Raw genomic sequence first — 24,653 nt, 5'->3', positions numbered from 1 at the left:
TACTCAAAAAGGGCAGGACATTATAGTTATAGCTACTATTTTATGATAGTGTTCAACCACTTGGGCATGGAGGGTATTGTGTCACATTAGCTGAGGGAAAAGAGCAAATAAATGATGGTGAAACATGTACTATTCTTCGTTTTAATAAAGATGAAATATACGGTAGCCCCCAAAAAACGACAGCGCGCTATTGTATAAGTATAAAAATAATCTGGAGACTTTTCAGATGATAATACTGAGATTAAATAACTATTAAGTTTATTTTAAGTTGAAACAATCAAAAAAGGTGTGAGCAAATTGATAGAGACTATAAAAAAAATATTAATGCTCTTTAACAAGAAAGAAAAAAGAAAGCTAACTATGCTCTTTCTAATGATAGTAATAGCTGCCTTGTTTGAAACACTAGGTATAGGAATGATAGTACCATTAGTTGGAATCGTAACTAACCCAAACCTTATTCAAGAACAAGCTATTTTATTCTCCATATATAAATTGTTTAATTTTCAATCTACAACAACTTTTATTGTGTTTTTAGTTGTATTTTTATTAATAATATTTATTTTGAAAAATATATATCTACTAATATTTAATTACGTACAGAATAGAATTATTTTAAATCAACAAGTTAAGCTTTCTCGAAATCTTTTTAATGAATACTTAACAAAACCATATACTTTTCATTTACAACGAAATACTGCAGATTTACAACGAAATATAAATGAAGAAGTGCCTAAGGTATTTCAAGGAATTATCATGTCTACTTTTCATTTAATAACTGAGTTACTTGTAATTACTTGTATATTAGTTCTACTCTTAATAACGTCGCCTATAGCTACTATAGCATCCTCTATCTTATTAGTTGGAAGTGTTCTTTTATTTTTAAAATTCTTTCGTGAAAAAATTAGTCATCTTGGGAATGAACAGCAAAAAGTAAGTGGATTAATGATTAAATGGATCAATCAAGGGTTAGGGGCAAGTAAAGAAGTAAAAGTATCGGGAAAAGAAAGATTCTTTATAAACTCTTTTACAAATCAAAGTCAAATTAAAGCTAACAATAGTCTATACATGAAGATGTTAGATCAAGTACCAAGGTATTTTATTGAGACTCTATTAGTATCTGTAGTTCTTACAACAATGGTAATTATTATTTTTCAAGGAAATAATACTACAAACCTTGTATCGACAATGGCACTTTTCGCAATGGCGGCTTTTCGACTTATGCCTTCATTTAATCGTGTAGTCGCTATGATATCAAGTATTCGATATAGTAAACCTGCGTTGAATGTAATCTATGAAGATTTGTTGATGAATAAGGATAACCTTTCGAATTTTGATAGTATAAATGATATGGATTCAGTGGTTCTTAATAACGGACACAGAACTTTTCGTGATTCAATTAAATTAAATAATGTTTCCTTTCGATATCCTAATGAAAAGAATTATTCTATAAATGATGTATCTTTAACGATTCCAATTGGTCAATCAATTGCGTTTATTGGTGAATCGGGTGCTGGAAAAACAACTATTGTTGATATAATTCTAGGTCTTTTACGTCCAGATAAAGGAGATATTTTAATAGATGATAAGAAATTGAACAGCCAAATATCAATTTGGCAAAAGAAAATAGGGTATATTCCACAAACTATATTTCTATCGGATGATACAATTTCTGCTAATGTTGCCTTTGGTGTGGAAAAAAAACAAATTGATGAAAAGGCAGTTTGGAGAGCACTAGAACAGGCACAACTAAAAGAATATGTTGAATCACTCCCTGATCAATTAGAAACAATAATAGGAGAACGCGGTGTGAGACTTTCAGGAGGTCAACGGCAAAGAATTGGAATTGCCCGAGCACTATATCATAATCCAGAAATCTTATTTATGGATGAAGCAACATCAGCATTAGATAATGAAACAGAAAAGGGAATTATGACGGCTATTGATAGCTTAAAAGGTGAAAAAACCTTGATCATTATAGCCCATAGATTAAGTACAATTCAAAACTGTGATATTGTATTCAAAATTAATAAAGGAAAGCTTGTAGCGATTGATAAAAAGATAGAACGCTCAATTGTGTAAGAGATAGGAAAATTATAATTTCAAAAAAATAAGGGGAGAATTTTAATGAGTAAAGTCAGCGTGGTAGTGCCTATATATAACGCAGAAAAAAACATAGAGAAATGTATAAGGTCTGTTCTTAACCAAACATTTCTTGATTTTGAATTAATATTAGTAAATGATGGTTCTACTGATAATAGTTTGAAGATATGTAAGAAGTATCAAGAACAAGACAAAAGAATTATTGTAATTAATAAGGATAATGAAGGATCCTGTGCAACTAGAAGGAAAGGGTTAGATGTTGCAAGTGCAGAATACATAATGTTTGTAGATGCTGACGATTGGATTCATAGAAGAACAATTGAAACTTTGTATGATAGTACTATCAATGATAAAGTTGATATAACTGTATGTAATATGTTCAGGGTCCTTGGAAACAGTAAGTTAATAAAACAAAAGAATAAGAGTGTATATTTCAATGAGAATAGAACTTACAATAAAGAAGAAATAAAAAGTAAATTAGTAGTAGCGTATTTTCATGGACATCCATTTCCACCATCTTTATGTGCAAAATTGTACAAAAAAGAGTTACTACAAAATAGTGGTAAATATTTAGAACGCATTTCTTTTTTAGGGGATGACCTTTACTATAATTTAGAGATTTTATTAAGAGCAAATCATGTGAAAATTCTAGTTAAACCGTTGTATTATTATAGATCAGGTGGATTTACAAGTAAATATATGCCTTATTTCTTTGATGATATAATAAATGGATATAATATTCAAAAGGAAGTCATAGACGAATATTTTTTGGACACTAAAGAAACTGAGTATAATGGAATAAGTATTATGTTATTAAATACATTTAAAACTTGTTTGTATAATCTTTTTAATAGTGGGCTTAGTCAAAATGAAATTAAAAGACATATTGAAATTTATGCTTTAAATAATAGTTTAATTGAATCTACAAATAATGTAGGCGCTAATTCGTATTTCCAGATAGAATATTTAAATGCAATAAAAAATAAAGATATTGAATACTTATACAAAATAGGCTTCAAAATGTATAAAAAGAAAAAACCTAAAAAATTATTAATGAATATGCTCTCTAAGATTTCATAAATAAAAGTATTGAATTTTGTATATCTAGATTATTATATATGCTTTGACTAATAAAAGAGGTAAATAAATATTGGTATCATAGATTAAAAAAGGAGCAGATTGACTCCTTTTTTAATCTTAGGTAATTGATATTCAGGATGTACTATACCTGTAATAGTAATATTTAATCTTTTTCTCAGGCAATCTGATTTATTCCACATGTTGCAAATCTAACCGATTTTTTTCACTCTAAAGCAGGCCATCCAGCTTTTGTAGCTTTTGATGTTACTATTGTTAGGCGATTTATAAAATTTAATTTAGTAAATTACTGATATTTTAGGAAGCTCATTCTTTTCAGATTGTAACATCTTTAAATCGTTTATTCTTATACAAAGAATAAGTATTTTTTCTGCGCTGGTTGTATAGAAAGGTATATTAAAAGTTAAATAGTATCGAGTTTCGAGTTATTATAATTGAGTAGTCACATTATTGGTATATATTATATCTGAATTAATTGTTACATTGTTTTGATCAAAAATCGACGTTTTTGGTTTTGGTAAAGTTGAGCCACTTACTCTATAAGCACCATCTATTGTAATTGTTCCTTTGGTATTAGTATTCGACGTTTTAGTAGTTACAATTGTATTATTAGAAAGGTTCAAATGATCTTCTGTAAATACCCTTAATGTATTCAATGAACCAAGTGGTACACCTTGATCAATAACATTAAAAATATTCTCTGAGATTTCTAACCTTGGTATATATAGAAAAGCAATACCTGGTCCTCTTGCTTCATGTGTATAGGTCGAGTAAGGGGCATCCCATATAACTTTATTATTCTTAAAATAATGTGTAATATAACCAGTGTCTGCTGCTAATTTCTCAGTACCATAAATATTACCACCATCAAATCTAAGAGACTGGTTTTTAAATATTGAATTTTCCACTCTCATTGATTCAGAGACCATCATTCGACTATAATTGACTTTGGTGCCAATGTGGATAAATTCGCAATTTTCGATAATTAAATTTTTTGTGCCGACATAATGACCTCCCCCCCCATCTTTTGTCAGGAATTTCACGTTGGATAAAAATATTTTTTCACTTGAGTTGTAAAATGCTGAAGCACCACCTTTAGCTCTTCTTATATCAAATACTGAATTATGAATTTCAACAAATCTACTCGATAAAGAAAAAGTTTCACTTTTATCAGGATCATCTATATTTAGTTTACAATTAAATAATTTTGCTGTGCCTCCATTTAAGGTAAGACTCGTTCTAGAAAAAACACAATTATCTAATGTGGTATTACCAGCTAATATTGAAACTGAATGGCCAAAGACAGAATCATTTCTAAACGTACAAAATGTACCATCATCTTCTTTACCACTAGTTATAGACCTGCCACTTATACCACCATAGTACATATTATTTAATGATAAATAATCATCTCCACTGCCAGAGAAAATAAATGCTCCTCGAAATTTATTATTTTCTATGTGAACACCTCTCGTACTGATACATACAAAGGCTCCAGCTCTATTATCATATATATTACAGTTTCTAACCGTTATTTTTTGGTTTGTCATATAACCATCTTCAACATCTATTCCAAAACCGGGGTTGGTACCTGATGACTCACTCATAGGATTACTATTATTATAAATTTCACAGCTATCAAATGTAACGAATCTTCCTCCATTAATAGATGCACCGAGTCTTCTATTTTTATGGGATTTACAGTTTGTGAAATTTATATATTGGGGTATTTTTGCACACATAACATAATGTAAATTTCCATTCATTAAATCATAATTTTGTAAAAATGAGAATCTAACTTTTTTTGTACTAGCTGGTAGAGATTCTAAATATATAAATTCATAAGAACGAGTATTTCTAGATCCTAAATAGGTATTATCTGCAGTGTAAAAATGTACTTTTATGATCGTCTTGTTAAGATTACTTCCAGTACCATAACCTCCATAACCATCTCCTGAATAATAAAAGTATCCAACTGATTTTACTAAATCCCCAGTAACATCAAAAAATTTAGAAACGGTCGTATAGTTAGATAAAGAACTGTTAATATTACCCTGATTATCAATATCACCTTTTGTAAAATGTGCAGGATGCTGTGCACCGCCAATTGCAGAAAAGTCCATTGCGGTAATAAAACCATCTCCAGTACATTCAAAAGCTTCACACGATTTTATTGTAATGTTATAACATGAGTTCTTGCATTCAATACCATGCCCCCATTCATGTGTGCCCCCACTGGAAAAATCATGTAATTCTCTATCACCTTTTACTGTTGCTCCTTCAAGTGTAGTATTTTTGATACCATCACATGTAATAAGAGAGTAGCCGGTAAGGTTGTTAGGTTCTTTAATGAAAAAACAATTGTGAAATTTATAATGTGTGTTGCTAAATAGTAGTATGGAAGAATTCTTTGCAACGCTATACGTACCTTTTGGTAATACAACAGTATAGTAATTATTCTCATTCGCCCAGGAAAGTGCATTGTTAATACCATTTGTTGTTTGAGCAGCATCTGTACCATCATTCTTTATTCCCCATCGTTGAAGTTCTACAAAGTAGGAATCACTTAAATTAACCATAGTAGAATACCATCCTTTCTATATATTAAGTTGACATTATTCATTTATATATAAGATTCTAACTATTTAAATCTGCTTGGACAGAATGGAACTTCATTTTATATTTCAAAAATGACAAGCAAGAAACAAAGGGTTGATAATTAATGGAGATGAGTGTAAAATGATATTTAGTTCACTATAAAGAACAAACATGTGCTTTAATAAGGATTTTTTAAAAACTGAAGAAAAAATCTTAGAAACTAACTACAATCCTACACCATTGAATGAGTACGAACTTTTATCTAAACCACTAATTTTCAGGAGGGGGATAAACATGTCTATATTAATTACCGGAGGAACAGGTTATATAGGATCGCATACATGTGTAGAATTATTAAATTCGGGATATGAAATTGTCGTACTTGATAATTTATCAAATAGTAGGAAAGATTCTCTTGATCGAATTAAAAGAATAACAGGAAAAGATATAAAGTTTTATCATTCAGATTTGTTAAATAAAGGAGATTTACATACAATTTTTTCTGAAAACAATATCGATGCTGTAATCCATTTTGCTGGTCTTAAAGCAGTTGGGGAGTCAGTAAATGTTCCTTTACATTACTATGAAAACAACATTACTGGAACTTTAAATCTATTAGAGGTTATGGAGAAATTTGGTGTGTATAGGATGGTGTTTAGTTCTTCAGCAACCGTGTATGGTACGCAAGAAAAAGTCCCATTATCAGAAGATCTACCTCTACAGGCAACAAATCCATATGGTAGGACAAAATTAATGATCGAAGAGATCTTACGGGATGTAACTATTGCAAATAGAAATTGGAGTATTGCCTTATTACGATACTTTAATCCAGTAGGGGCTCATCCTAGTGGAACAATTGGGGAAGATCCAAATGGCATTCCTAATAATTTGGTGCCGTATATCTCTCAGGTAGCTATTGGGAAATTGTCGGAATTGAAAGTGTACGGTAATGATTATAACACCCATGATGGAACTGGTGTAAGAGATTACATTCATGTTGTAGATCTTGCTTCTGGTCACTTAAAAGCACTTGAGAAGATAATGAGATCTACAGGCATTAATGCCTATAATCTTGGCACAGGTCGAGGATACAGTGTATTGGAAGTGATTCAAACATTTGAGAAGGTTTCAGGTAAGTTGATTCCATATAAAATTACTAGAAGAAGACCAGGTGATATTGCTATTAGTTATGCTGATTCATCGAAAGCTGAAAAGGAATTAAATTGGAGTGCTCAAAAAAATCTTCTTGAAATGTGTGCAGATTCTTGGAGATGGCAGATACAAAACCCAAATGGCTATGAATCGAAAGAACCTGAATATAGCTCTAAATTAATCTTAAATTAAGTTCATATCAATTGTTTTCACTTTAAGTGTCCACTATGACAGCGTAATAAAAATGAAAGTTTTAATTTACTATTGTGTTCTTAATAAAGTTATAGTAATGTTCTTTATATAGTATTAAATTTTTTAATATGTATTTTAATCATCTTAGTAATTATTAACGAATATATATTCAATAAAAATTCAGGATGTATTTACATTTCAACTGATGTTCGTTATAAAGAAATAATCTAAGTGGGGACCCTTTATGAAATTTATTTGTCATTACTTAGCATTAATAAATCTAGTTGATGCGTTTCTAACATTTATTGGTTTATCACTTGATTTAATCGAAGAAGTTAATCCACTAATGAGAGCTCTATATGAAATGAGTCCTTTCTACTTTCTATTTACTAAATTATTGTTGTCAGCCCTATTATATTTAGTTATCTATTTTGATAAACTACCACGCTTTAGATTAATAAAAATAATAGGTGTTTTTGGTGCTTGTCTTTACACAGTAGTTATGTTTCTTCACATTGGTTGGTTATTTGAGACCTTCATTTGATTTTAATGTTAGGAGTTAATAATGTGTTTAAAAAAATATGTTCACGATGTGTAAATTTATCGTATAGCAGCACAAAAAATGATCGATGGCAATGTCCATATTGCCTCAAGGACCTTCAATTTGAGAGAGCATTTCATATTGATCATAGAATTAACTATGTAGCTATAAGTCAACGTTTAGAGCAACTAAGAGGGATTGGGGTTTATAAAAGTCAAATGAGATAAAGGATTTTCCAGGAGGATTGGATGAGTGCAATAGCTGGAATATTTAATTTTAATCACGGAACTGTATTAGATGAACATAGTAGAAGTATGATGAGAGCGTTAGAAAAATTCCCTGCGGACGATATTCAGACATGGCAAGATAAAGAGATCTTCCTCGGCTGTCATGCCCAATGGATTACTCCAGAATCAGAAGGTGAAAAACTCCCATTCTATAGTGAAGAAAGAAGATTAGCTATAACTGCCGATGGAATCATTGATAACCGTTTAGAGTTATTTGAAAGTCTGCAGATCTCGATTAAGAAACAACAAATTATAACTGATAGTGAGCTTATCCTTTTATCGTATGAAAAATGGGGAGAAGAAGCTCCAAAGTATCTAATCGGTGATTTTGCCTTCCTTATATGGGATGAGAAAGAGAAACAAATTTTTGGTGCGAGAGATTTTTCAGGTAGTAGAACGCTTTACTATTATAGAAATAAACAGCAAATAGCTTTTTGTACAACAATACAGCCTATTCTTTCACTGCCTTATGTAAAGAAAGTATTAAATGAAGATTGGTTATCCGAATTTCTCGTCATACCAAATATGATTGATGCTTTAGATACAAATTCAACTGTCTATAAAGACATTTTCCAACTGCCTCCATCGCATTCGATTATTGTAAATAAGGAATCAATAAAATTAAAGAGATATAGCAACATTGGTAATGAAAAAAAATTAGTTTTAAAATCAGATAATGAATATGAAGAAGCGTTTTTAGATGTATTTCAATCTGCGGTAAAAGCGCGTACTCGAACTAAACATAAGGTTGGAGCGCACTTAAGTGGTGGTCTAGATTCTAGTTCTGTAGCCAGCATTGCTTCTAGATCGTTAGAGGAAGAAAACAAAAAATTATTTACATATAGTTATGTTCCTGAAGAAGGTTTTCTTGATTGGACCCCAAAGCATAGAATAGCAGATGAAAGACCTTTAATTAAGTCTACTGTTAATCATGTCGGTAATATAGCGGATACCTATTTAGATTTTAATGGAAGTAGCCCTTTAGATGAAATAGATGAATGGCTTGAAATGATGGAAATGCCTTATAAATTTTTTGAAAACTCATTTTGGGTTAAAGGGATTTTCGAACAGGCAAAAACTGATGGGATCAAAAGTCTTCTGAGTGGTCAAAGAGGAAATTTTACTATATCATGGGGCCCAGCTTTAGCATATTACGCAATTCTTTTAAAACAAGTTAGTTTAATTAAACTAACAAAAGAAATCCATGCATTTAGTAAAAGAAAGAATGCAGTTCCTAAAAAAGTAATGATGGCAGTTACAAAGAAGGCTTTTCCTTCAATTGAAAATTTAGTAAACAACAAACCTAGTTATCAATTCCCTTCATTAATAAATCCTGATTTTGCGAGAAAAACAGATATTTATCGTAAAGTACAAGAATATGATTTTGATATAACAGGTACTAAAAAATTAAATAATTTTGAAATTAGAAAAAACCACTTTAATCATTTATATCATTGGAATGCAACGGGTACTAGCGCTACAAAACTATCATTACGGTATTCTTTGTGGAATCGAGATCCTACAAATGATTTAAGAATTGTACGTTTCTGTTTGTCAGTGCCTGAAGGGAAATGCGTAAACAATGGATTTGATCGTGCACTAATAAGAAAATCAATGCTTAATTACCTACCAGATAATGTTCGATTAAATCAACGAACAAGAGGGATTCAGGGGGCAGATTGGCTTCATAGGATGATTCCAAATTGGAATAGGTTTACTAATGAGATTTCTCAACTATTGAAAGATGAAGCCGTATTGACTTATTTAAATAGATCTTCTCTAGAGACTGCATTTAATAAGACGAAAAATGGTGTTCTGCCAAATGCTGCTTTTGATCCTGATTATAGAACATTAATGAGAGCATTGATTGTATATCGATTTTTAAAAATGATTTAAAGGAGGTGATAAAATGATCAGAAATGGAAAAAAGTTATGGGAAACACCTGTTTTAGAGGAATTGCATATTAAATATACTGCCCAGGGACCAGGAATAAGAGATGTTGATCTAGTTTTTGAAGATGAAGATGAAGATGGTTATCTTAGTAAGAGCTAAATCTAATTTTATACTAGTAAGCCCCTGTACAGCGTATTGGGGCTTCTATAAAATAATACCTTCATTATATCCTCTCTAAATTTCCCTAGATTAATAAATGACAAAATTAGTTTGACAAGTAGTAATTAAGGTGATAAATTTTGAATATATCGTTCTTTATAGAGAATCAAAGACTTTAAAGATAATAATTTTTTTGTTTAATTGTTCGTTATAAAGTGTATTATGTACGGCTAATAGGTTGTATAAAAAAGTCGGAGGATAAGAATAAATGAAGGAAATAACTTATTACAATGCTTTTGGTTTATATATACAAAGTGAAATTAAACTTCCTGAACTCACTAAGGCTAAAGCGCTCAAAGAGGAAAATGACACTCTAATGTTAGATTTAACCATCAAGAAAAAAGATTTATCTATTAGATGGAAAGAAGTATCAGGTTCAAATAATTACTTTTTTATGCATGAAAATATGTTTCTGTTTAATGTACCAGATGTTGCAATATTTCTAGTCGAAAATGGAGAAAGAATAATTGTTTCTCCTACACATAACTCGAGTGAAGATCAGATACGTCTCTACCTCCTTGGTACATGTATGGGAGTTTTGTTCATGCAAAGAAGAATTCTTCCGCTTCATGGTAGTGCTATTGAAATAGATGGTAGGGCATATGCCATCGTTGGTCATTCAGGTGCAGGTAAGTCAACGCTTGCTTCTGCTTTCATAATGAAAGGTTTCCAGTTAGTAAGTGATGATGTTATACCGGTTACTTTTAATGATGAAGGTTTTCCTATAGTTACTCCAGCTTATCCACAACAGAAGCTGTGGTTGGAGAGTTTAGATGAATTTGGAATAGAATCTACAAATCTCAAACCAATAATCGATCGTGAAAAAAAATTCGTCATTCCTGTAGAAAAAAACTTTTCCTCTAAGCTATTACCTTTAGAAGGTGTTATTGAGCTTGTTAAGACTAAGCATGAAGAAATTGAAATAAAACAAATTTATAATTTACAACGTTTGCAAACATTATACAGACATACATATCGAAACGTTTTTATTGATTCTATGGGAATGATGGAATGGCATTTTAAAACTTCCACGAAATTATGTAAACATATAAAAATGTATCAATTACAGCGTCCAATAACTAGATTTACGGCTCATGAACTAACAAATATTATTTTAGATGAAGTTAAAAAAGGGGAGAAAGTTTATGGATAAAATTAAAGAGATTACTAGACAACATCTGATTTGTCAAAATGAGGGGAATATAGTCAGTGATATGGATGGAGAAACAGTCATGTTAAGTATTGAAAATGGTAAATATTATAACTTAGGGGAAATAGGGGGAGCTATTTGGGAACTAATTAAAAAGCCGATAACAATGGAACAATTAATCAATCAATTGCTAGAAAAATACGCAGTAGATCCAGCTCAGTGTGAGGACCAAGTGATAGTGTTTGTTAATTCATTAAATAAAGAAGGTTTAGTGAAAGTTGATGAAGCAGTCGAAGTATAAGTTTGGAGTAATATACAAAGAGAAGGATAGTGAGATTTTGAATAAACTTAAGATTTTCCTATCAATGGACCTTAAAACTAAGTTGATTTTATTAGAAGCTTATTATTTTCTTGGAGTAGGTCGTTTTCTTAAAAGTGTACCATTCTCAAAACTAGCTCCAATGCTGGGTGATCATATGAAAGAAACCACATATGATATAAAGGCGGATAAACAAATTCTACGGAAAATTTCTCAATCGATAAAAATAATGAGTCGTTATACCTTCTGGGAATGTCAATGTCTTGTTCAAGCGATTGCGGCTATGAAAATGCTAGAAAAGAGAAATATAGAGTGCACTCTTTATTTAGGGACTGCTAAAGAAGAATCAGGAGAATTAATTGCTCATGCTTGGTTGCGTAGTGGGTCATTATTTATAACTGGTTTTGAAGGAAAAGACAAATTTACAGTTGTAGGGAAGTTCGCTAAAACAATTGGAGGTACAGAAAATGAATAGTACATCCACACTTAACTTAGCAAATATACCTAAAGAGTTATTGCTTATTCTAGAGATACTAAAGTATAACAATGATGATTACATTCATAACCATAAATCGGAGCTGTTCAGAGGTATTGACTGGGATTTGTTTATTAAGTTGTCGAAGCATCATCGAATTTATCCAATACTTTATAAAAATATAAAGAAGTTTAAGAGTGATTTAATTCCTTCATATGTTTTGAAGTATTTTTCCAGTGAATATAAGAAAAATACATTTAATATGCTTCATTTATGTGCAGAGATTGAATATATAAATAAATGTTTCAACGAAGCAGAAATAAAAATCCTTTTCTTAAAGGGACCGATAATAGCGCACAGTTTATACGGGGATATATCTCTACGTACCTCTAGTGATATTGATTTTTTAATTCCTTTAGTTAAATTAGAGAGTGCTGAAGCCCTCTTAGCTAATCAAGGTTATATAAAGGATGATTATATTAAAACAGTCCTAAATGATTGGAAGTGGAGACATCATCATGTTACTTACTTTCATCCAGAAAAAAAGATTAAGCTTGAAATTCACTGGAGATTAAATCCAGGTCCCGGTAATGAACCTAGTTTTGAGGAATTATGGAGAAGAAAAGCCAATAGTAATCTTTTTGATGCTCCGACATTTTTTCTCGGATCAGAAGACTTATTCTTATTTCTGGTATCACATGGGGCACGTCATGGATGGTCTAGATTAAGGTGGCTATATGATATTCATCTAATGTTAGAGCTAGAGATTAATTGGCAGACAACCAGTACATTACTGAAAAAATATCAATTTCACAATTTAGGAGCACAAGCATTAGTATTAACTAGTGAGTTATTAGGTTCAAAGGTAACAAATGACATGAGTTTAGTAAGTAACCATTTCCGTTCTAAAACTTTGGCGAATGATGCAATCTTTTATCTTGAGAGAAGGGTGAATTTACATACAGATCCTGTACCAGATGATGTTTCACGATATCATTCCCAGCATTTATTTTCATTGATGACATTTAGAAGAAAAGCAATATTTCTATTAAGTATATTACATCCCTATCCAGAAGATGTTGATATTTTACCGTTACCGAGGAAACTTCATTTTTTATACTTTCCCTTGCGTCCGTTTATTTGGTTATGGAAAAGGACTAGGAAACAAGCATTATCATAGGGGGAAGATACTTGGTACATATCGTATATTTTTTAAAACAAATTCATTCTTATAAAGGAAAAAAATTATATTTTAATTTAATAGCATCTTTGATCATTAGTGTGTTAGATGGTGTAGGGATATTGTTGCTTATCCCATTGATTAGTTTAACTGGATTGGTCAATTTTAATTCTGAACCAATACCATTCTTACAATTGTTTAATTTTATAGATTATATTCCTACTAGCTTTGTTTTACCAGTTATTTTAGGGATATACGTAATATTAGTAGTTAGTCAAGCATACCTTCAGCGTCACATAACTATTCAAAATGCAAAAATTCACCATGGATTTCTAAGGTATTTACGTATTAAAACATATAGAGACATCATATATGCTGATTGGGATTTTTTTATTAAAAACAGAAAATCAGATCTTATAAATATAGTAACAACAGAAGTAAATCGTTCTAGTGCTGGTACCAATGCTCTGCTTCAATTTTTAACTTCATTAATATTCACTTGTTTCCAAATTGGTCTTGCCTTTATATTATCACCTAGTATAACTATATTTCTACTAATTTGTGGATTAGCTATCATTTTTCTAAACCGTCAATTTTTGAAAAAATCGATGGCTCTAGGTAAACGGAATTATACATTAGGTAAAGAATTTCTTGGCGGAATTACCGATCAATTTAACGGTATAAAAGATATTAAGTCTAACACTTTAGAAGAGTCTAGACTAAGTTGGTATGACAAACTAACAGACAAAATGAAGGATGAACAAATCGAATACACTAAAATGAAATCGAGCTCACAATTATACTATAAAGTTGCATCATCAATCTTAATTGCCTTATTTATTTTTATAGCTATAAGTATGTTTAATGCACAAGCAGCTCAATTAATGTTGATTATAATTATTTTTTCTAGACTTTGGCCTAGAGTTGCCGGTATACAAAGTTCAATGGAGCAAATAGCGACAACTATTCCATCTTTTAAGGCTGTTATAAAAATGCAGAAAGAAAGTAAAGAGGCATTAGAGTTTCAGGAAAATGAATACCAAGAGGTAAAATCTTTACAAGTGAATAAAGAATTAGAATGTCAAAACGTATATTTCCGTTATCATAAGAATGCTTCTAGCCCTTTTACTCTCAAAGATATTAATATAGTCATACCGGCAAATAAAATGACAGCTATTGTAGGAAGATCTGGAGCAGGGAAGAGCACATTAATTGATTTATTAATGGGTCTCAATAAGCCGGAGGAAGGGCAAATCATAGTAGATGGAAAACCATTGAGTAGGGGTGACTTATTTTCATTGAGAAAAGCAATGAGCTATGTTCCACAAGATCCTTTTCTATTTAATACAAGTATCAGGGAAAATCTATCATTAGTGGTGCCAAAAGCTACAGACAAGATGCTATGGGAAGCATTAGAGTTTTCTTCAGCCTCTGAGTTTGTAAAAAAACTTCCACAAGGATTAGATACAATTATTGGAGATAGAGGAATTAGGTTGTCTGGAGGAGAAAGACAACGTATTGTTCTTGCAAGAGCTATTTTAAGAAGTCCTTCTATTTTAATTTTAGATGAAGCCACAAGTGCTTTAGATAGTGAAAACGAGGAAAAGATTCAACAAGCTATTGAAAGATTACAAGGTAAGATGACAATTATCGTTATTGCACATCGGTTATCGACTATTCGAAATGCGGATCAAGTGGTTGTATTAGACCAAGGATCAGTAATACAAAAGGGTGAGTATGGTTCCTTAGCGAGCGATAAAAAGAATTTGTTTGGAAATTTGTTAACTAGACAAATGGATATAACCTTTGAGAAAGCAGATTAAAAAAAGTGAGAGGAGGTGTTATAAATGAAAAAGGAATGGACCAAACCAACGATGGAGGTTTTGGATTTTAGTGAAACTATGAAATTCTGGCCACCTAGAGAGCCGGATCAGCCTGGAGAACCAGGAGAAGAACCTGGATCAGGGTTAGAAAGCTAAAATAGAATACCATATCAAGTAGCCCTAGCTTTAGGGCTATTAATATATATAAATATCATCTTAGTCCTTGAACAAATTTTTAAATAGAGGAGACTAAATTAGATGAATTTTTTTAAAAGTGATACGAATAAGTATGCTATTGATTATGAGTTAGTATCCACAGCTAAGCAACAAAAAGAATTTGAGAGAATATGGGGATATATGTGTGCTAAAAATGGTTGGTTAAATGATCCCTATGCTAGTAATGGTGTTCGTTACAATTTAATAAAACAAAAAAAATGGGGATTGAAAAGAAAGAAAGTGATTGGCACGATAGAATTCATCCCTTATCATCCTGAAAACCCTAATAGTACTGTGGAGGGACCAAATAGATACCAGTTTTCAAGGTTAGATGAGGTAAAGCTTAATCAGCAACACATATGGGAAATTGATAAGCTATGTATACATGAAGAGTATCAACGTAAGGGAATCTTCCCTATATTTATGAAAGTATTCTACGATCATAGTTTAAAGTACAATCCTAAATACTATCTTGCACTTATCGAAAAAAAGCTATTTCGTATGTTAAAGATCTCCTTCAGTTTAGCCGTAGAACAAAAAGGCGATGATATTAATGGACCAAATACTGCTCTTATTCCGATGGTTTTTGATGTGGAGAAAATGATGAAGGATAAACATAAGGTGAATAACTTATTAACTTTAAGAAGCTAGGAGATAAAAACCCTTATTTCTTCTATATTCTAATAAAAAAAGCACAATCAGCAGCCCAACCAGCCACCAACCATGCCCATATCATTTATCATTATCATTCTTAAGTCGCCATTTGTTAAACTCTAAAAATTCTTTGAACTGCTCTTTTGAGACACCAGATTTCATGGCATCCTGAACGAGCTTTGTCCATTCGTAGTCAAGCTCTTTAGGATCTAATTCATTTTGTTCGTTTAGAAGGGTGTTAACAGATACACCTAGTACAGATGAAACTTTTTCTAAAAATTGTACAGAAGGATTTGACTGGAGATTGCGTTCAATCGAACTTAAGTATGATTTTGCAACTCCTGCTCGTTCTGCTAGTTCAGATAGGGATAGATTTTTTTGAGTTCTGTATTTTTTAATTCGTGGACCAATCACGTCAAGTCACCTTCCTTAATAGCCACATTATAACATATAAAGAAGGCTTTGTTTTATATGAAGAACAACTTTCAAAAAAAATTTACATACTTAATAAACTACCAAAATAAGGGTTTAAGTTAATTGAATATTGTGATTTTTATTCTCGAAAAAATCTTTTATTTCATCAATACTAATCCCAACCTCAAGAGCTTCTAAAATTAATTCTACCCATTCTTGATCCAATTCACCATCATACATTATTTTATCAACAATTTTACTATTCAACTTTTTTACCCTCCTAAAATACTTCGCCTGTATTTCAGGCAGCCCAGCCATCATAATTCATTTTTAAGTATGAACTGAAGACCTGTAACTTTGCGTCCCTATTTTTCAATAGGTTTGCCCTTGAACTGATTAAATTGTCCTGAACTTGAAATCTCGTCTGTTACCTTAGTCTACTATTTTATGTATATCTATATCACTAATCTTATTATAAAAAGGAATTTTTAGTAAGTGTGCAGATTTATGTCGACAGGAAAAAATTTTAATGAAAATTGTAAATTTTTACATGTTTGTAACATTAAGTAGGTATAAAGTATGTTTTTAAAGGTCTAAAGTTTACATTTGTATGCATTTTCTTTAACTAAACTTTAAGTAAGCTTTAACTACAAAAATTTAATTTTGTCGAATGATTTTTAAATTTTGCATAATTTGTAGAAGGAAAGGTGATATGATTTGAGTTTTAAGTAAAATAGCTGTAGATCTATTAGAAGAAATTAATTGATTAAATCAAAAATATAGGGGAAATGCTCCCCTATAGATGATTAAATTTTGAATGTACTTCTTTCATTGTTACCTTGAATTAAAAAGCATCATATATATGTGATTAATTCCCAAAAAAAGTCTTATTTAAAAATACCCTGAGGAGTCAGATAAAAAATCCCGCCATTTTGAATCGATACATTAATTTGTGGTTCATAAAGTTCCTTTAGCGCTTCTTTTTCTAAGTGATAGCAGTCAGGTTTTTCTTCAAGTTCTTCATAAAAATGATCTAACAACTTTTCATCTGCACTCCATCTTTCTCTAGCAGAATCTGCCCATGAGGTATCTTGCTGATTAATTTCTTGCATGATAAATTGCTCGATTCGTTTTATCCCACTTTGCGGTTTTATTAACGGAGTCATTGTAAAGCAAAGATCTGGTATTTTTGGCGTGAGCTCTAAGTTTTCAAGCTTTTCTTGAAAGTTTTCTACTAATGTCCCGCTGACTAGATGTAAACCGATTGAATAGAGTTGATCTTTTTTCATATCGCATTGGTAGGAAACCATAATATTCACACCAAGCCATGGGTGAAGAGGTACATTTCCTCCAGCTGTTGTTGCTTGTTCAAATAATCTTATGTAACTTCCTAGTCCTGTTGTAGAGCGGAATATTTGATGAAGGCGAGGTGCACCAAAGTGCATGATCTCTCCTTTTAAGTCCTTTGGTGCCGAATGTTGGTCTGTTATTAATGTTAATTTCATAGGGTTAGGCACACCATTTGTTTTTTCGAGATAGTGCCAATAAAAAGGGCGGTTCATCAATTCTTTATCCATATCTATTGTTAATTGAACTGTCAGATATCCTGGTTCATTTTCAACAATGTCACACGAGTTTGCGGTGAAGAAGCTTTCTAAATAATGATGTATTTTTTCTTGTTGCATAGTTTGCCACCTTTCACATTAAATCTTCTTTCTTCTATATAATGTGTACAACGTTTATAGCATAGGAAACTTACTCATTACCACTAGCAGCTTTTCTTTGTTCTTGTGAATGCTGAGCATAATCTAAAATAGATGTTAAATTCTCCATTTTAATTTTCATTTCACCATCACTTTTTGAGTTGTACATAATATCCTGGATCGTATCATCGAAATTTTTAATTTCCAGCTTTGTCAAAATTTCATCAAGATTACCTATAACCTTTTCAAATAAATTAATTTTTTCATAAAGTAGCTTTAAAATATGCTCTTCAACCGTGTTTCTTGTGGCCATATTGTATATATGAACATCGTGTTCTTGACCAAGTCGATGGATACGACCGATGCGTTGTTCTAGTCTCATAGGATTCCATGGTAAATCATAATTAATAATATTATGGCAAAATTGCAGGTTAATCCCTTCTCCACCTGCTTCAGTCGCAATTAACACTTGTACACGATTTTTAAATAGCTCCTTCATCCAATCCTTTTTCCCGCGTTTAAAGCCACCACGGAATGGAACAGAGGTGATCCCGTTTTGCTGAAGAAACCATTGTAAGTAAAACTGTGTTGCGCGATATTCTGTGAAAATAATCACTTTATCATCTATTTCTTTGATTAAATCGACTACTTTAAGAGCCTTTGAGTTTTGAGTAACACCGTCAATCGCCATCATAATGTCTTTTATCACGTTGTTAGGTAGCACTCTTTCTTCTTCTTCAGGCTTGTCTAGCATTTTCTTTAAGGTCATATAAACAGCTTCTCGACTACTGCATGCTTCTCTTTGTAGGGTCATGATTGAAAACGTGTTTGCTGCATAATCAGAAAGAGATTTTAGCTGTGTTATCGTATTGTATAAATGTTGTTCGGTTTCTGAAAAATCAATGGCAACTGTTTCAACATGGCGTTTTGGCCAATCAATGCCAGTATCTCCACGACGATTACGAATCATCACTTTGTTGACTAACTCTTTTAAATGCTCATGATCGTCTAATGAGCGTTCTTTGGCAGAAAATGCTTCAGTAAAATAAGATTCATTTCCAAGATGACCTGGCTTTAGTAATGAAACAAGATTAAATATTTCTTCAACCCTGTTTTGTACAGGTGTTGCTGTTAATAGTAAACAATATTTCTTTTTTAAATTTTGTACAAATTCATAGTTTTTGGTTTTATTATTTTTAAGCTTATGTGCTTCATCAATGATCACTAAGTCATAAGATTGGTTATAAACAATATCACGATGTGGATTTCGTTTTGCAGTATCAATAGAAGAAACAACAACATCACATGCTTCCCATACATAGCTTTTCTTCTGCTCAACTGCGGGAATAAAGAACTTTTCATTTAATTCACGAGCCCATTGTGACACAAGAGATGCTGGTACTAAAATGAGTATCTTTTTCACGAGACCACGAATCATATATTCTTTTAATATTAATCCGGCTTCTATTGTTTTTCCAAGTCCAACCTCATCAGCTAAAATCGCTTTTCCATTCATCTTTTCAACTACACGTTGTGCCACTTCCAATTGATGTGGCAGTGGAGTGAAATGTGGTAAATGATTAGGGGCCTGTAAGCCTTCAAAGCTAGATATAGCCGTGTGTTGTTGTACCTCATAAGCAAGCTTATATAATTCCCAGTTTGCCCATGGTCCATCATTTTCTAATTTTTCGAAAAAGCCTTCCTGCCAGGAAGAATCGAAATTTGTTTTGATATTCATAGAAAGACAGTCCTTTCATTTTCACTGCAATTTAGTAATGTTCACTATTTAAGTAATAAAATAAATAAAACAAGCTATATAATAGGTATTCGTTATAAAACACGAACATTAATCGGTGAAAAAACTTTATTATTAGGAAAAATATTATTGCCGTAAAATTACGATCATGGTAATATTGAAAGTAAGAAAGTTCTTAATTTGCTTATCATTCTGTGAGCTTAGCGCTTTCAATCTTCTTGAATTCTAAAATGTTAAAAATGTCAAAATGTCGTAATAATTAGTTTTAGTAGTATAACCAACTTTGTAACTAAATATGTGCGGGTGAGAATAAGGGGAGAGACTATAGGTATTTTATATAGCGCCGAAGGAGCAAGCAGCTGTGAATCTCTCAGGCAAAAAGACTCTTATTTGACGCGGCTCTGGAGAGTGTTTGTGTAACATGCAAACTACCAAAGGGGAAAGCCTTATGGATTTTAGCTGAATTTGAATTCTTTTAGATTCGGCAGAAATATTTCTACATAGGGTAAACTTTCAGGTGAAAAGGACAGGGACTTCCATTTTAATAGGTGGGAGTTCTATGTCCTTTTTTGTATGCTTTTTTTATGAAAGGCGTGTATCATTCCTGAGAATTGTTTACTCAAAATAGGGGGGAGTCATCAATATGACACAGTTAAACCGAACACCATTATATGAGGTGTATAAAAACTACGGTGCAAAAACAATTGATTTTGGTGGATGGGATTTACCAGTTCAATTTTCTTCTATTAAAGAAGAGCATGAAGCTGTTCGTACAAAAGCAGGTTTATTTGATGTTTCCCATATGGGCGAAGTAGAAGTGAAAGGATCAGATAGTTTGAGCTTCTTACAACGTGTTGTGACAAATGATGTTTCTTTATTAAAGGTTGGGGGAGCTCAATACACGGCAATGTGCTATGAAGATGGTGGCACAGTGGATGACCTTCTTATTTATAAAAAAGCTGAAAATGATTATTTATTAGTGATTAATGCATCTAACATTGAAAAAGATATCGACTGGCTAACGTCTAATTTATCTGGTGATGTAATGCTAACTAATATCTCAGATGAAACGGCATTACTTGCTTTACAAGGTCCATTAGCTGAAAAGACACTTCAAAAACTAACAAACACAGATTTAACGACAATCAAATTTTTCAAATTTATCAATCCTGTAAATGTTGCAGGTGCCAAAGTGTTAGTATCTAGAACTGGTTATACAGGTGAAGATGGATTTGAGCTATATTGTGCGGCAGAAGATGCTGTTAGTCTTTGGGAGAAAATATTAGAAGCAGGAGAGAACGATGGTGTTGTCGCTTGTGGTTTAGGAGCACGCGATACATTACGTTTTGAAGCGACATTACCGTTATATGGTCAAGAGCTAACAAAAAATATCACACCGATTGAAGCTGGTATTGGTTTTGCTGTTAAGCCTAACAAAGAAGCTGAATTTAATGGAAAAGCAATTTTAAAAGAACAAAAAGAGAACGGTACAGAACGAAAATTAGTTGGAATCGAATTAATCGATAAAGGCATTCCTCGTCATGGATATGAAGTATTTGCGGGTGGTGAGGAAATTGGTGTTGTGACAACTGGTACACAATCACCAACACTAAAGAAAAATATCGGTTTAGCTCTATTAAAGAAAGAATTCACTGAGCTTGGAACAGAAATTGAAGTACAAATTCGTAAAAAACGCCTAAAAGCAGTTGTTGTAGCTACACCTTTTTACAAGCGACCGAAGAAGTAAGGCATTTCTGTCAGCTTATTAAACTAGTTTAGTTAGTATATTTGCTGATTTCGAGCATTTATTTGATGTTATACAAAATATATTTGCGGAAATCTGAATTATATTTGCTAGTTTACTCAACTTATTTGCTAATTCTTACAATATATTAGAAAAACGACAATTTTCAACAACTAATCATCAATACTTTTTACTATAGAGAGGGGCCCACCATCAATGAAACATCGTTATTTACCAATGACGGAACAAGATAAACAGGAAATGCTTCAAGCAATTGGCGTAGAATCTGTTAATGAATTGTTTGAGGATATTCCAGAAAGTGTTCGTTTTCAAGGAGAATACAACATCAAAAAAGCAAAATCAGAAACGGAGTTACTAAATGAGCTAACACAATTAGCGGCGAAAAATAAAGACCTACGCAGTCATGCATCTTTTTTAGGTGCGGGTGTTTATGATCATTACATGCCTATTATTGTTGATCATGTTATTTCGCGTTCTGAGTTTTATACAGCGTACACACCTTATCAGCCTGAAATTTCACAAGGTGAGCTTCAAGCGATTTTTGAATTTCAGACGATGATTTGTGGGTTAACAGGAATGGATGTTGCGAACTCATCAATGTATGATGGTGGAACAGCTTTGGCTGAAGCAGCGATGCTAGCGGCTGGACAAACAAAAAAGAAGAAAATTCTTATTTCAAAAGCAGTTAATCCTGAAACTCGTGATGTTGTAAAAACATATGCAAAAGGTCAATACATTGAAGTTGTCGAAGTACCAGTTAAGAATGGTGTTACAGATCTTGAGGCATTACAACAGGAAATGACTGAAGATGTAGCGGCTGTTCTTGTGCAATATCCTAACTTCTTTGGAAATATTGAGCCATTACAAGATATTGAACCAATCGCTCATACTGGGAAAAGTATGTTTGTGGTTTCTTCTAATCCTTTAGCTTTAGGAGCTTTAACACCTCCTGGAGCATTTGGTGCAGATATTGTAGCTGGTGATGCACAGCCATTTGGTATTCCTACTGCTTTTGGTGGACCTCATTGTGGATATTTTGCTGTTACAAATAAATTATTACGAAAAGTACCAGGACGTCTTGTTGGTCAAACAACAGATGAAAATGGCAAACGTGGTTTTGTGTTAACGCTTCAAGCACGTGAGCAGCATATTCGTCGTGATAAAGCGACTTCAAATATTTGTTCAAATCAGGCGTTGAATGCACTTGCTGCATCTGTGGCTATGACAGCTCTAGGTAAGCAGGGTGTGAAGGAAATGGCGATTCAAAATATCCAAAAAGCCAATTATGCGAAAAAAGCTTGTAGAAATGCTGGATTAGAAGTTCCTTTTGATCAACCGATTTTTAATGAATTTGTTGTAAAGCTAGAAAAACCAATTTATGAAGTGAACAAAAAGCTTTTAGAAAAAGGAATCATTGGTGGCTATGATTTAGGTAAAGTGTATCCGGAGCTTGAAAACCATATGTTAGTGGCGGTAACAGAGCTTCGTACAAAAGAGGAAATTGACACACTTGTAAAGGAATTGGGGGATGGCAATGAGTAATCAAGATCAGACGTTAATTTTTGAAGTAAGCAAAGAAGGTCGCGTAGGTTATAGCTTACCAGAGCTTGAAGTTGAAGAATTGTCATTGGATGAGCTCATTCCTTCAGCATATATTCGTAGTGAGCAAGCAGAGCTTCCAGAGGTTTCAGAGTTAGATATTATGAGACATTATACGGCTTTATCAAGACGTAATCATGGTGTTGACTCAGGTTTCTATCCTTTAGGATCTTGTACAATGAAATATAATCCAAAAATTAATGAAAATGTTGCGCGTATTGCAGGTCTAGCTCATATCCATCCTTTACAGGAAGAAGAAACTGTTCAAGGTGCAATGGAATTATTATTTGATCTTCAAGAGCATTTAAAAGAAATTACTGGTATGGATGAAGTAACTCTTCAGCCAGCAGCAGGTGCTCATGGTGAGTGGACTGGATTAATGATGATTCGTGCGTATCATGAAGCTAATAATGATACAAAAAGAACAAAGGTTATCGTTCCAGACTCTGCACATGGTACAAATCCAGCGTCAGCAACAGTAGCTGGTTTTGAAACAATAACAGTTAAATCTGATGAAAATGGCTTAGTAGATTTAGAGGATTTAAAGCGAGTTGTTAATGAAGAAACGGCAGCACTAATGCTTACAAATCCTAATACACTAGGATTGTTTGAAGCACATATCTTAGAAATGGCACAAATTGTTCATGATGCTGGTGGAAAGCTATATTATGATGGAGCTAATTTAAATGCGGTATTAAGTAAAGCTCGTCCAGGTGATATGGGCTTTGATGTTGTTCATCTTAATCTTCATAAGACATTCACAGGTCCTCACGGTGGTGGTGGTCCAGGATCAGGTCCTGTTGGTGTGAAAGAGGATCTAATTCCTTATCTACCAAAACCAGTGCTTGTCAAAACAGAAGAAGGCTATCATTTTGATTACAATCGTCCTGAATCAATCGGACGTGTAAAGCCGTTCTATGGTAACTTTGGCATTAATGTTCGTGCATACACATATATCCGCTCAATGGGACCTGATGGATTAATGGCTGTAACAGAATATGCTGTATTAAATGCAAACTATATGATGCGTCGTCTTGCTCCATATTTTGATCTTCCATTTGATCAGCATTGTAAGCATGAATTTGTACTATCTGGCAAGCGACAAAAGAAGCTGGGTGTACGTACACTCGATATTGCAAAACGCCTACTAGATTTTGGGTATCATCCACCAACAATCTATTTCCCGTTAAATGTTGAAGAGTGTATTATGATTGAACCAACAGAAACAGAATCAAAGGAAACGCTTGATTCCTTTATTGATGCGATGATTCAAATTGCAAAAGAAGCTGAAGAAAATCCTGAGATTGTTCAAGAAGCTCCGCACACTACAGTTATTAAACGTCTGGATGAAACGACAGCTGCTAGAAAACCGATTTTAAAATATCAAAGATAAATTGTTGAAAAAACTGACTTGCTGTATAGTAAGTCAGTTTTTTGTTCGTAAATGTAGTAATCTTGCAAATCCACTAACATTATGACTAGTTTTTAGAACCTTTGTCGATAGGGAGGAAATTGGTA

General features: G+C 32.5%; 21 protein-coding genes and 2 riboswitches. Of the genes, 16 read left to right on the top strand and 5 right to left on the bottom strand.

The genetic code is table 11. The features are described from left to right. Positions 1-288 precede the first annotated feature (288 nt). Together JOC75_RS12875 and JOC75_RS12870 are read left to right on the top strand one after the other, a co-directional pair. A complete protein-coding gene (locus JOC75_RS12875) occupies positions 289-2,079 on the top strand; it encodes an ABC transporter ATP-binding protein (protein ID WP_338036580.1) in 1,791 nt (596 codons plus the stop codon). Between the two features lie 45 nt (positions 2,080-2,124). Then, positions 2,125-3,180, top strand: coding sequence for a glycosyltransferase family 2 protein (locus JOC75_RS12870; protein ID WP_204954451.1), 1,056 nt, complete (start codon positions 2,125-2,127; stop codon positions 3,178-3,180). A gap of 446 nt (positions 3,181-3,626) precedes the next feature. Here JOC75_RS12870 and JOC75_RS12865 read toward each other — a convergent pair whose 3' ends face one another. Next, on the bottom strand, positions 3,627-5,777 hold the full coding sequence (locus JOC75_RS12865) for a right-handed parallel beta-helix repeat-containing protein (protein ID WP_204954450.1): 2,151 nt from the start codon (positions 5,775-5,777) through the stop codon (positions 3,627-3,629). A 313-nt stretch (positions 5,778-6,090) separates the two neighbouring features. Here JOC75_RS12865 and galE point away from each other — a divergent pair, with 313 nt between their 5' ends. From galE to JOC75_RS12810, 11 genes are all read left to right on the top strand, one after another. Beyond that, positions 6,091-7,140, top strand: a complete 1,050-nt coding sequence (galE, locus tag JOC75_RS12860) for a UDP-glucose 4-epimerase GalE (RefSeq protein WP_204954449.1) — start codon at positions 6,091-6,093, stop codon at positions 7,138-7,140. A gap of 244 nt (positions 7,141-7,384) precedes the next feature. Next, entirely contained in the window at positions 7,385-7,684 is a 300-nt protein-coding gene (locus JOC75_RS12855) for a DUF5658 family protein (RefSeq protein WP_204954448.1), read from the top strand. Between the two features lie 245 nt (positions 7,685-7,929). Continuing rightward, on the top strand, positions 7,930-9,864 hold the full coding sequence (locus JOC75_RS12850) for an asparagine synthase-related protein (protein WP_204954447.1): 1,935 nt from the start codon (positions 7,930-7,932) through the stop codon (positions 9,862-9,864). A 13-nt stretch (positions 9,865-9,877) separates the two neighbouring features. Beyond that, positions 9,878-10,021 (top strand): paeninodin family lasso peptide, encoded by a 144-nt coding sequence (locus tag JOC75_RS12845; RefSeq protein ID WP_204954446.1) that lies wholly within the window; start codon positions 9,878-9,880, stop codon positions 10,019-10,021. A gap of 268 nt (positions 10,022-10,289) precedes the next feature. Then, positions 10,290-11,234 (top strand): aldolase, encoded by a 945-nt coding sequence (locus tag JOC75_RS12840; protein ID WP_204954445.1) that lies wholly within the window; start codon positions 10,290-10,292, stop codon positions 11,232-11,234. Beyond that, positions 11,227-11,532, top strand: coding sequence for a lasso peptide biosynthesis PqqD family chaperone (locus JOC75_RS12835; RefSeq protein WP_204954444.1), 306 nt, complete (start codon positions 11,227-11,229; stop codon positions 11,530-11,532). The genes JOC75_RS12840 and JOC75_RS12835 overlap by 8 nt, the downstream gene beginning before the upstream one ends. 64 nt (positions 11,533-11,596) lie before the next feature. Beyond that, entirely contained in the window at positions 11,597-12,025 is a 429-nt protein-coding gene (locus JOC75_RS12830; RefSeq protein ID WP_239589469.1) for a lasso peptide biosynthesis B2 protein, read from the top strand. Then, a complete protein-coding gene (locus JOC75_RS12825; protein WP_204954442.1) occupies positions 12,018-13,205 on the top strand; it encodes a nucleotidyltransferase domain-containing protein in 1,188 nt (395 codons plus the stop codon). The genes JOC75_RS12830 and JOC75_RS12825 overlap by 8 nt, the downstream gene beginning before the upstream one ends. An 11-nt stretch (positions 13,206-13,216) precedes the next feature. After that, the gene (locus JOC75_RS12820; RefSeq protein WP_204954441.1) at positions 13,217-15,028 is read left to right on the top strand and encodes an ABC transporter ATP-binding protein; all 1,812 of its coding nucleotides are present in this window, start codon (positions 13,217-13,219) and stop codon (positions 15,026-15,028) included. Positions 15,029-15,052: 24 nt separating this feature from the next. Next, positions 15,053-15,184: a paeninodin family lasso peptide gene (locus JOC75_RS12815; protein ID WP_204954440.1), complete on the top strand. Its 132-nt coding sequence runs from the start codon at positions 15,053-15,055 to the stop codon at positions 15,182-15,184. Between the two features lie 102 nt (positions 15,185-15,286). Then, the gene (locus JOC75_RS12810) at positions 15,287-15,895 is read left to right on the top strand and encodes a hypothetical protein (protein ID WP_204954439.1); all 609 of its coding nucleotides are present in this window, start codon (positions 15,287-15,289) and stop codon (positions 15,893-15,895) included. Between the two features lie 81 nt (positions 15,896-15,976). On the opposite strand, the gene JOC75_RS12805 is transcribed toward JOC75_RS12810, so the two are convergent. From JOC75_RS12805 to JOC75_RS12790, 4 genes are all read right to left on the bottom strand, one after another. Then, complete coding sequence (locus JOC75_RS12805) at positions 15,977-16,312, bottom strand: helix-turn-helix domain-containing protein (RefSeq protein ID WP_204954438.1); 336 nt, start codon at positions 16,310-16,312, stop codon at positions 15,977-15,979. Between the two features lie 114 nt (positions 16,313-16,426). Continuing rightward, entirely contained in the window at positions 16,427-16,579 is a 153-nt protein-coding gene (locus JOC75_RS12800) for an anti-repressor SinI family protein (protein WP_420828032.1), read from the bottom strand. Between the two features lie 34 nt (positions 16,580-16,613). Next, a riboswitch (cyclic di-GMP riboswitch) is annotated at positions 16,614-16,708 on the bottom strand. A gap of 491 nt (positions 16,709-17,199) precedes the next feature. Beyond that, positions 17,200-17,997, bottom strand: a complete 798-nt coding sequence (locus tag JOC75_RS12795; RefSeq protein ID WP_204954437.1) for a YqhG family protein — start codon at positions 17,995-17,997, stop codon at positions 17,200-17,202. Positions 17,998-18,067: 70 nt separating this feature from the next. Next, a complete protein-coding gene (locus JOC75_RS12790; protein ID WP_204954436.1) occupies positions 18,068-19,753 on the bottom strand; it encodes a DEAD/DEAH box helicase in 1,686 nt (561 codons plus the stop codon). Between the two features lie 321 nt (positions 19,754-20,074). Then, a riboswitch (glycine riboswitch) is annotated at positions 20,075-20,167 on the top strand. Positions 20,168-20,414: 247 nt separating this feature from the next. Here JOC75_RS12790 and gcvT point away from each other — a divergent pair. The 3 genes from gcvT to gcvPB all read left to right on the top strand — a co-directional run bounded on the left by gcvT (position 20,415) and on the right by gcvPB (position 24,528). Further along, on the top strand, positions 20,415-21,518 hold the full coding sequence (gene gcvT, locus JOC75_RS12785; protein WP_204954435.1) for a glycine cleavage system aminomethyltransferase GcvT: 1,104 nt from the start codon (positions 20,415-20,417) through the stop codon (positions 21,516-21,518). Between the two features lie 213 nt (positions 21,519-21,731). Beyond that, positions 21,732-23,078, top strand: a complete 1,347-nt coding sequence (gene gcvPA, locus JOC75_RS12780; protein WP_204954434.1) for an aminomethyl-transferring glycine dehydrogenase subunit GcvPA — start codon at positions 21,732-21,734, stop codon at positions 23,076-23,078. After that, positions 23,071-24,528: an aminomethyl-transferring glycine dehydrogenase subunit GcvPB gene (gene gcvPB, locus JOC75_RS12775; protein ID WP_204954433.1), complete on the top strand. Its 1,458-nt coding sequence runs from the start codon at positions 23,071-23,073 to the stop codon at positions 24,526-24,528. The genes gcvPA and gcvPB overlap by 8 nt, the downstream gene beginning before the upstream one ends. Positions 24,529-24,653: the final 125 nt, after the last annotated feature.

This window comes from Metabacillus crassostreae (assembly GCF_016908395.1).
GTDB classification, from domain to species: Bacteria; Bacillota; Bacilli; order Bacillales; family Bacillaceae; genus Metabacillus; species Metabacillus crassostreae.
This window is presented reverse-complemented; position numbering and strand designations above follow the sequence as displayed.

Bases quoted from the DNA above. Each gene is read 5' to 3' on its own strand.
- gcvT (WP_204954435.1), top strand. From the start codon at position 20,415: ATGACACAGTTAAACCGAACACCATTATATGAGGTGTATAAAAACTAC.
- gcvPB (WP_204954433.1), top strand. From the start codon at position 23,071: ATGAGTAATCAAGATCAGACGTTAATTTTTGAAGTAAGCAAAGAAGGT.
- JOC75_RS12790 (WP_204954436.1), bottom strand. From the start codon at position 19,753: ATGAATATCAAAACAAATTTCGATTCTTCCTGGCAGGAAGGCTTTTTC.
- JOC75_RS12825 (WP_204954442.1), top strand. From the start codon at position 12,018: ATGAATAGTACATCCACACTTAACTTAGCAAATATACCTAAAGAGTTA.
- JOC75_RS12830 (WP_239589469.1), top strand. From the start codon at position 11,597: ATGGACCTTAAAACTAAGTTGATTTTATTAGAAGCTTATTATTTTCTT.
- JOC75_RS12870 (WP_204954451.1), top strand. From the start codon at position 2,125: ATGAGTAAAGTCAGCGTGGTAGTGCCTATATATAACGCAGAAAAAAAC.
- galE (WP_204954449.1), top strand. From the start codon at position 6,091: ATGTCTATATTAATTACCGGAGGAACAGGTTATATAGGATCGCATACA.
- JOC75_RS12845 (WP_204954446.1), top strand. From the start codon at position 9,878: ATGATCAGAAATGGAAAAAAGTTATGGGAAACACCTGTTTTAGAGGAA.
- JOC75_RS12865 (WP_204954450.1), bottom strand. From the start codon at position 5,777: ATGGTTAATTTAAGTGATTCCTACTTTGTAGAACTTCAACGATGGGGA.
- gcvPA (WP_204954434.1), top strand. From the start codon at position 21,732: ATGAAACATCGTTATTTACCAATGACGGAACAAGATAAACAGGAAATG.
- JOC75_RS12855 (WP_204954448.1), top strand. From the start codon at position 7,385: ATGAAATTTATTTGTCATTACTTAGCATTAATAAATCTAGTTGATGCG.
- JOC75_RS12840 (WP_204954445.1), top strand. From the start codon at position 10,290: ATGAAGGAAATAACTTATTACAATGCTTTTGGTTTATATATACAAAGT.
- JOC75_RS12795 (WP_204954437.1), bottom strand. From the start codon at position 17,997: ATGCAACAAGAAAAAATACATCATTATTTAGAAAGCTTCTTCACCGCA.
- JOC75_RS12815 (WP_204954440.1), top strand. From the start codon at position 15,053: ATGAAAAAGGAATGGACCAAACCAACGATGGAGGTTTTGGATTTTAGT.
- JOC75_RS12850 (WP_204954447.1), top strand. From the start codon at position 7,930: ATGAGTGCAATAGCTGGAATATTTAATTTTAATCACGGAACTGTATTA.
- JOC75_RS12810 (WP_204954439.1), top strand. From the start codon at position 15,287: ATGAATTTTTTTAAAAGTGATACGAATAAGTATGCTATTGATTATGAG.
- JOC75_RS12835 (WP_204954444.1), top strand. From the start codon at position 11,227: ATGGATAAAATTAAAGAGATTACTAGACAACATCTGATTTGTCAAAAT.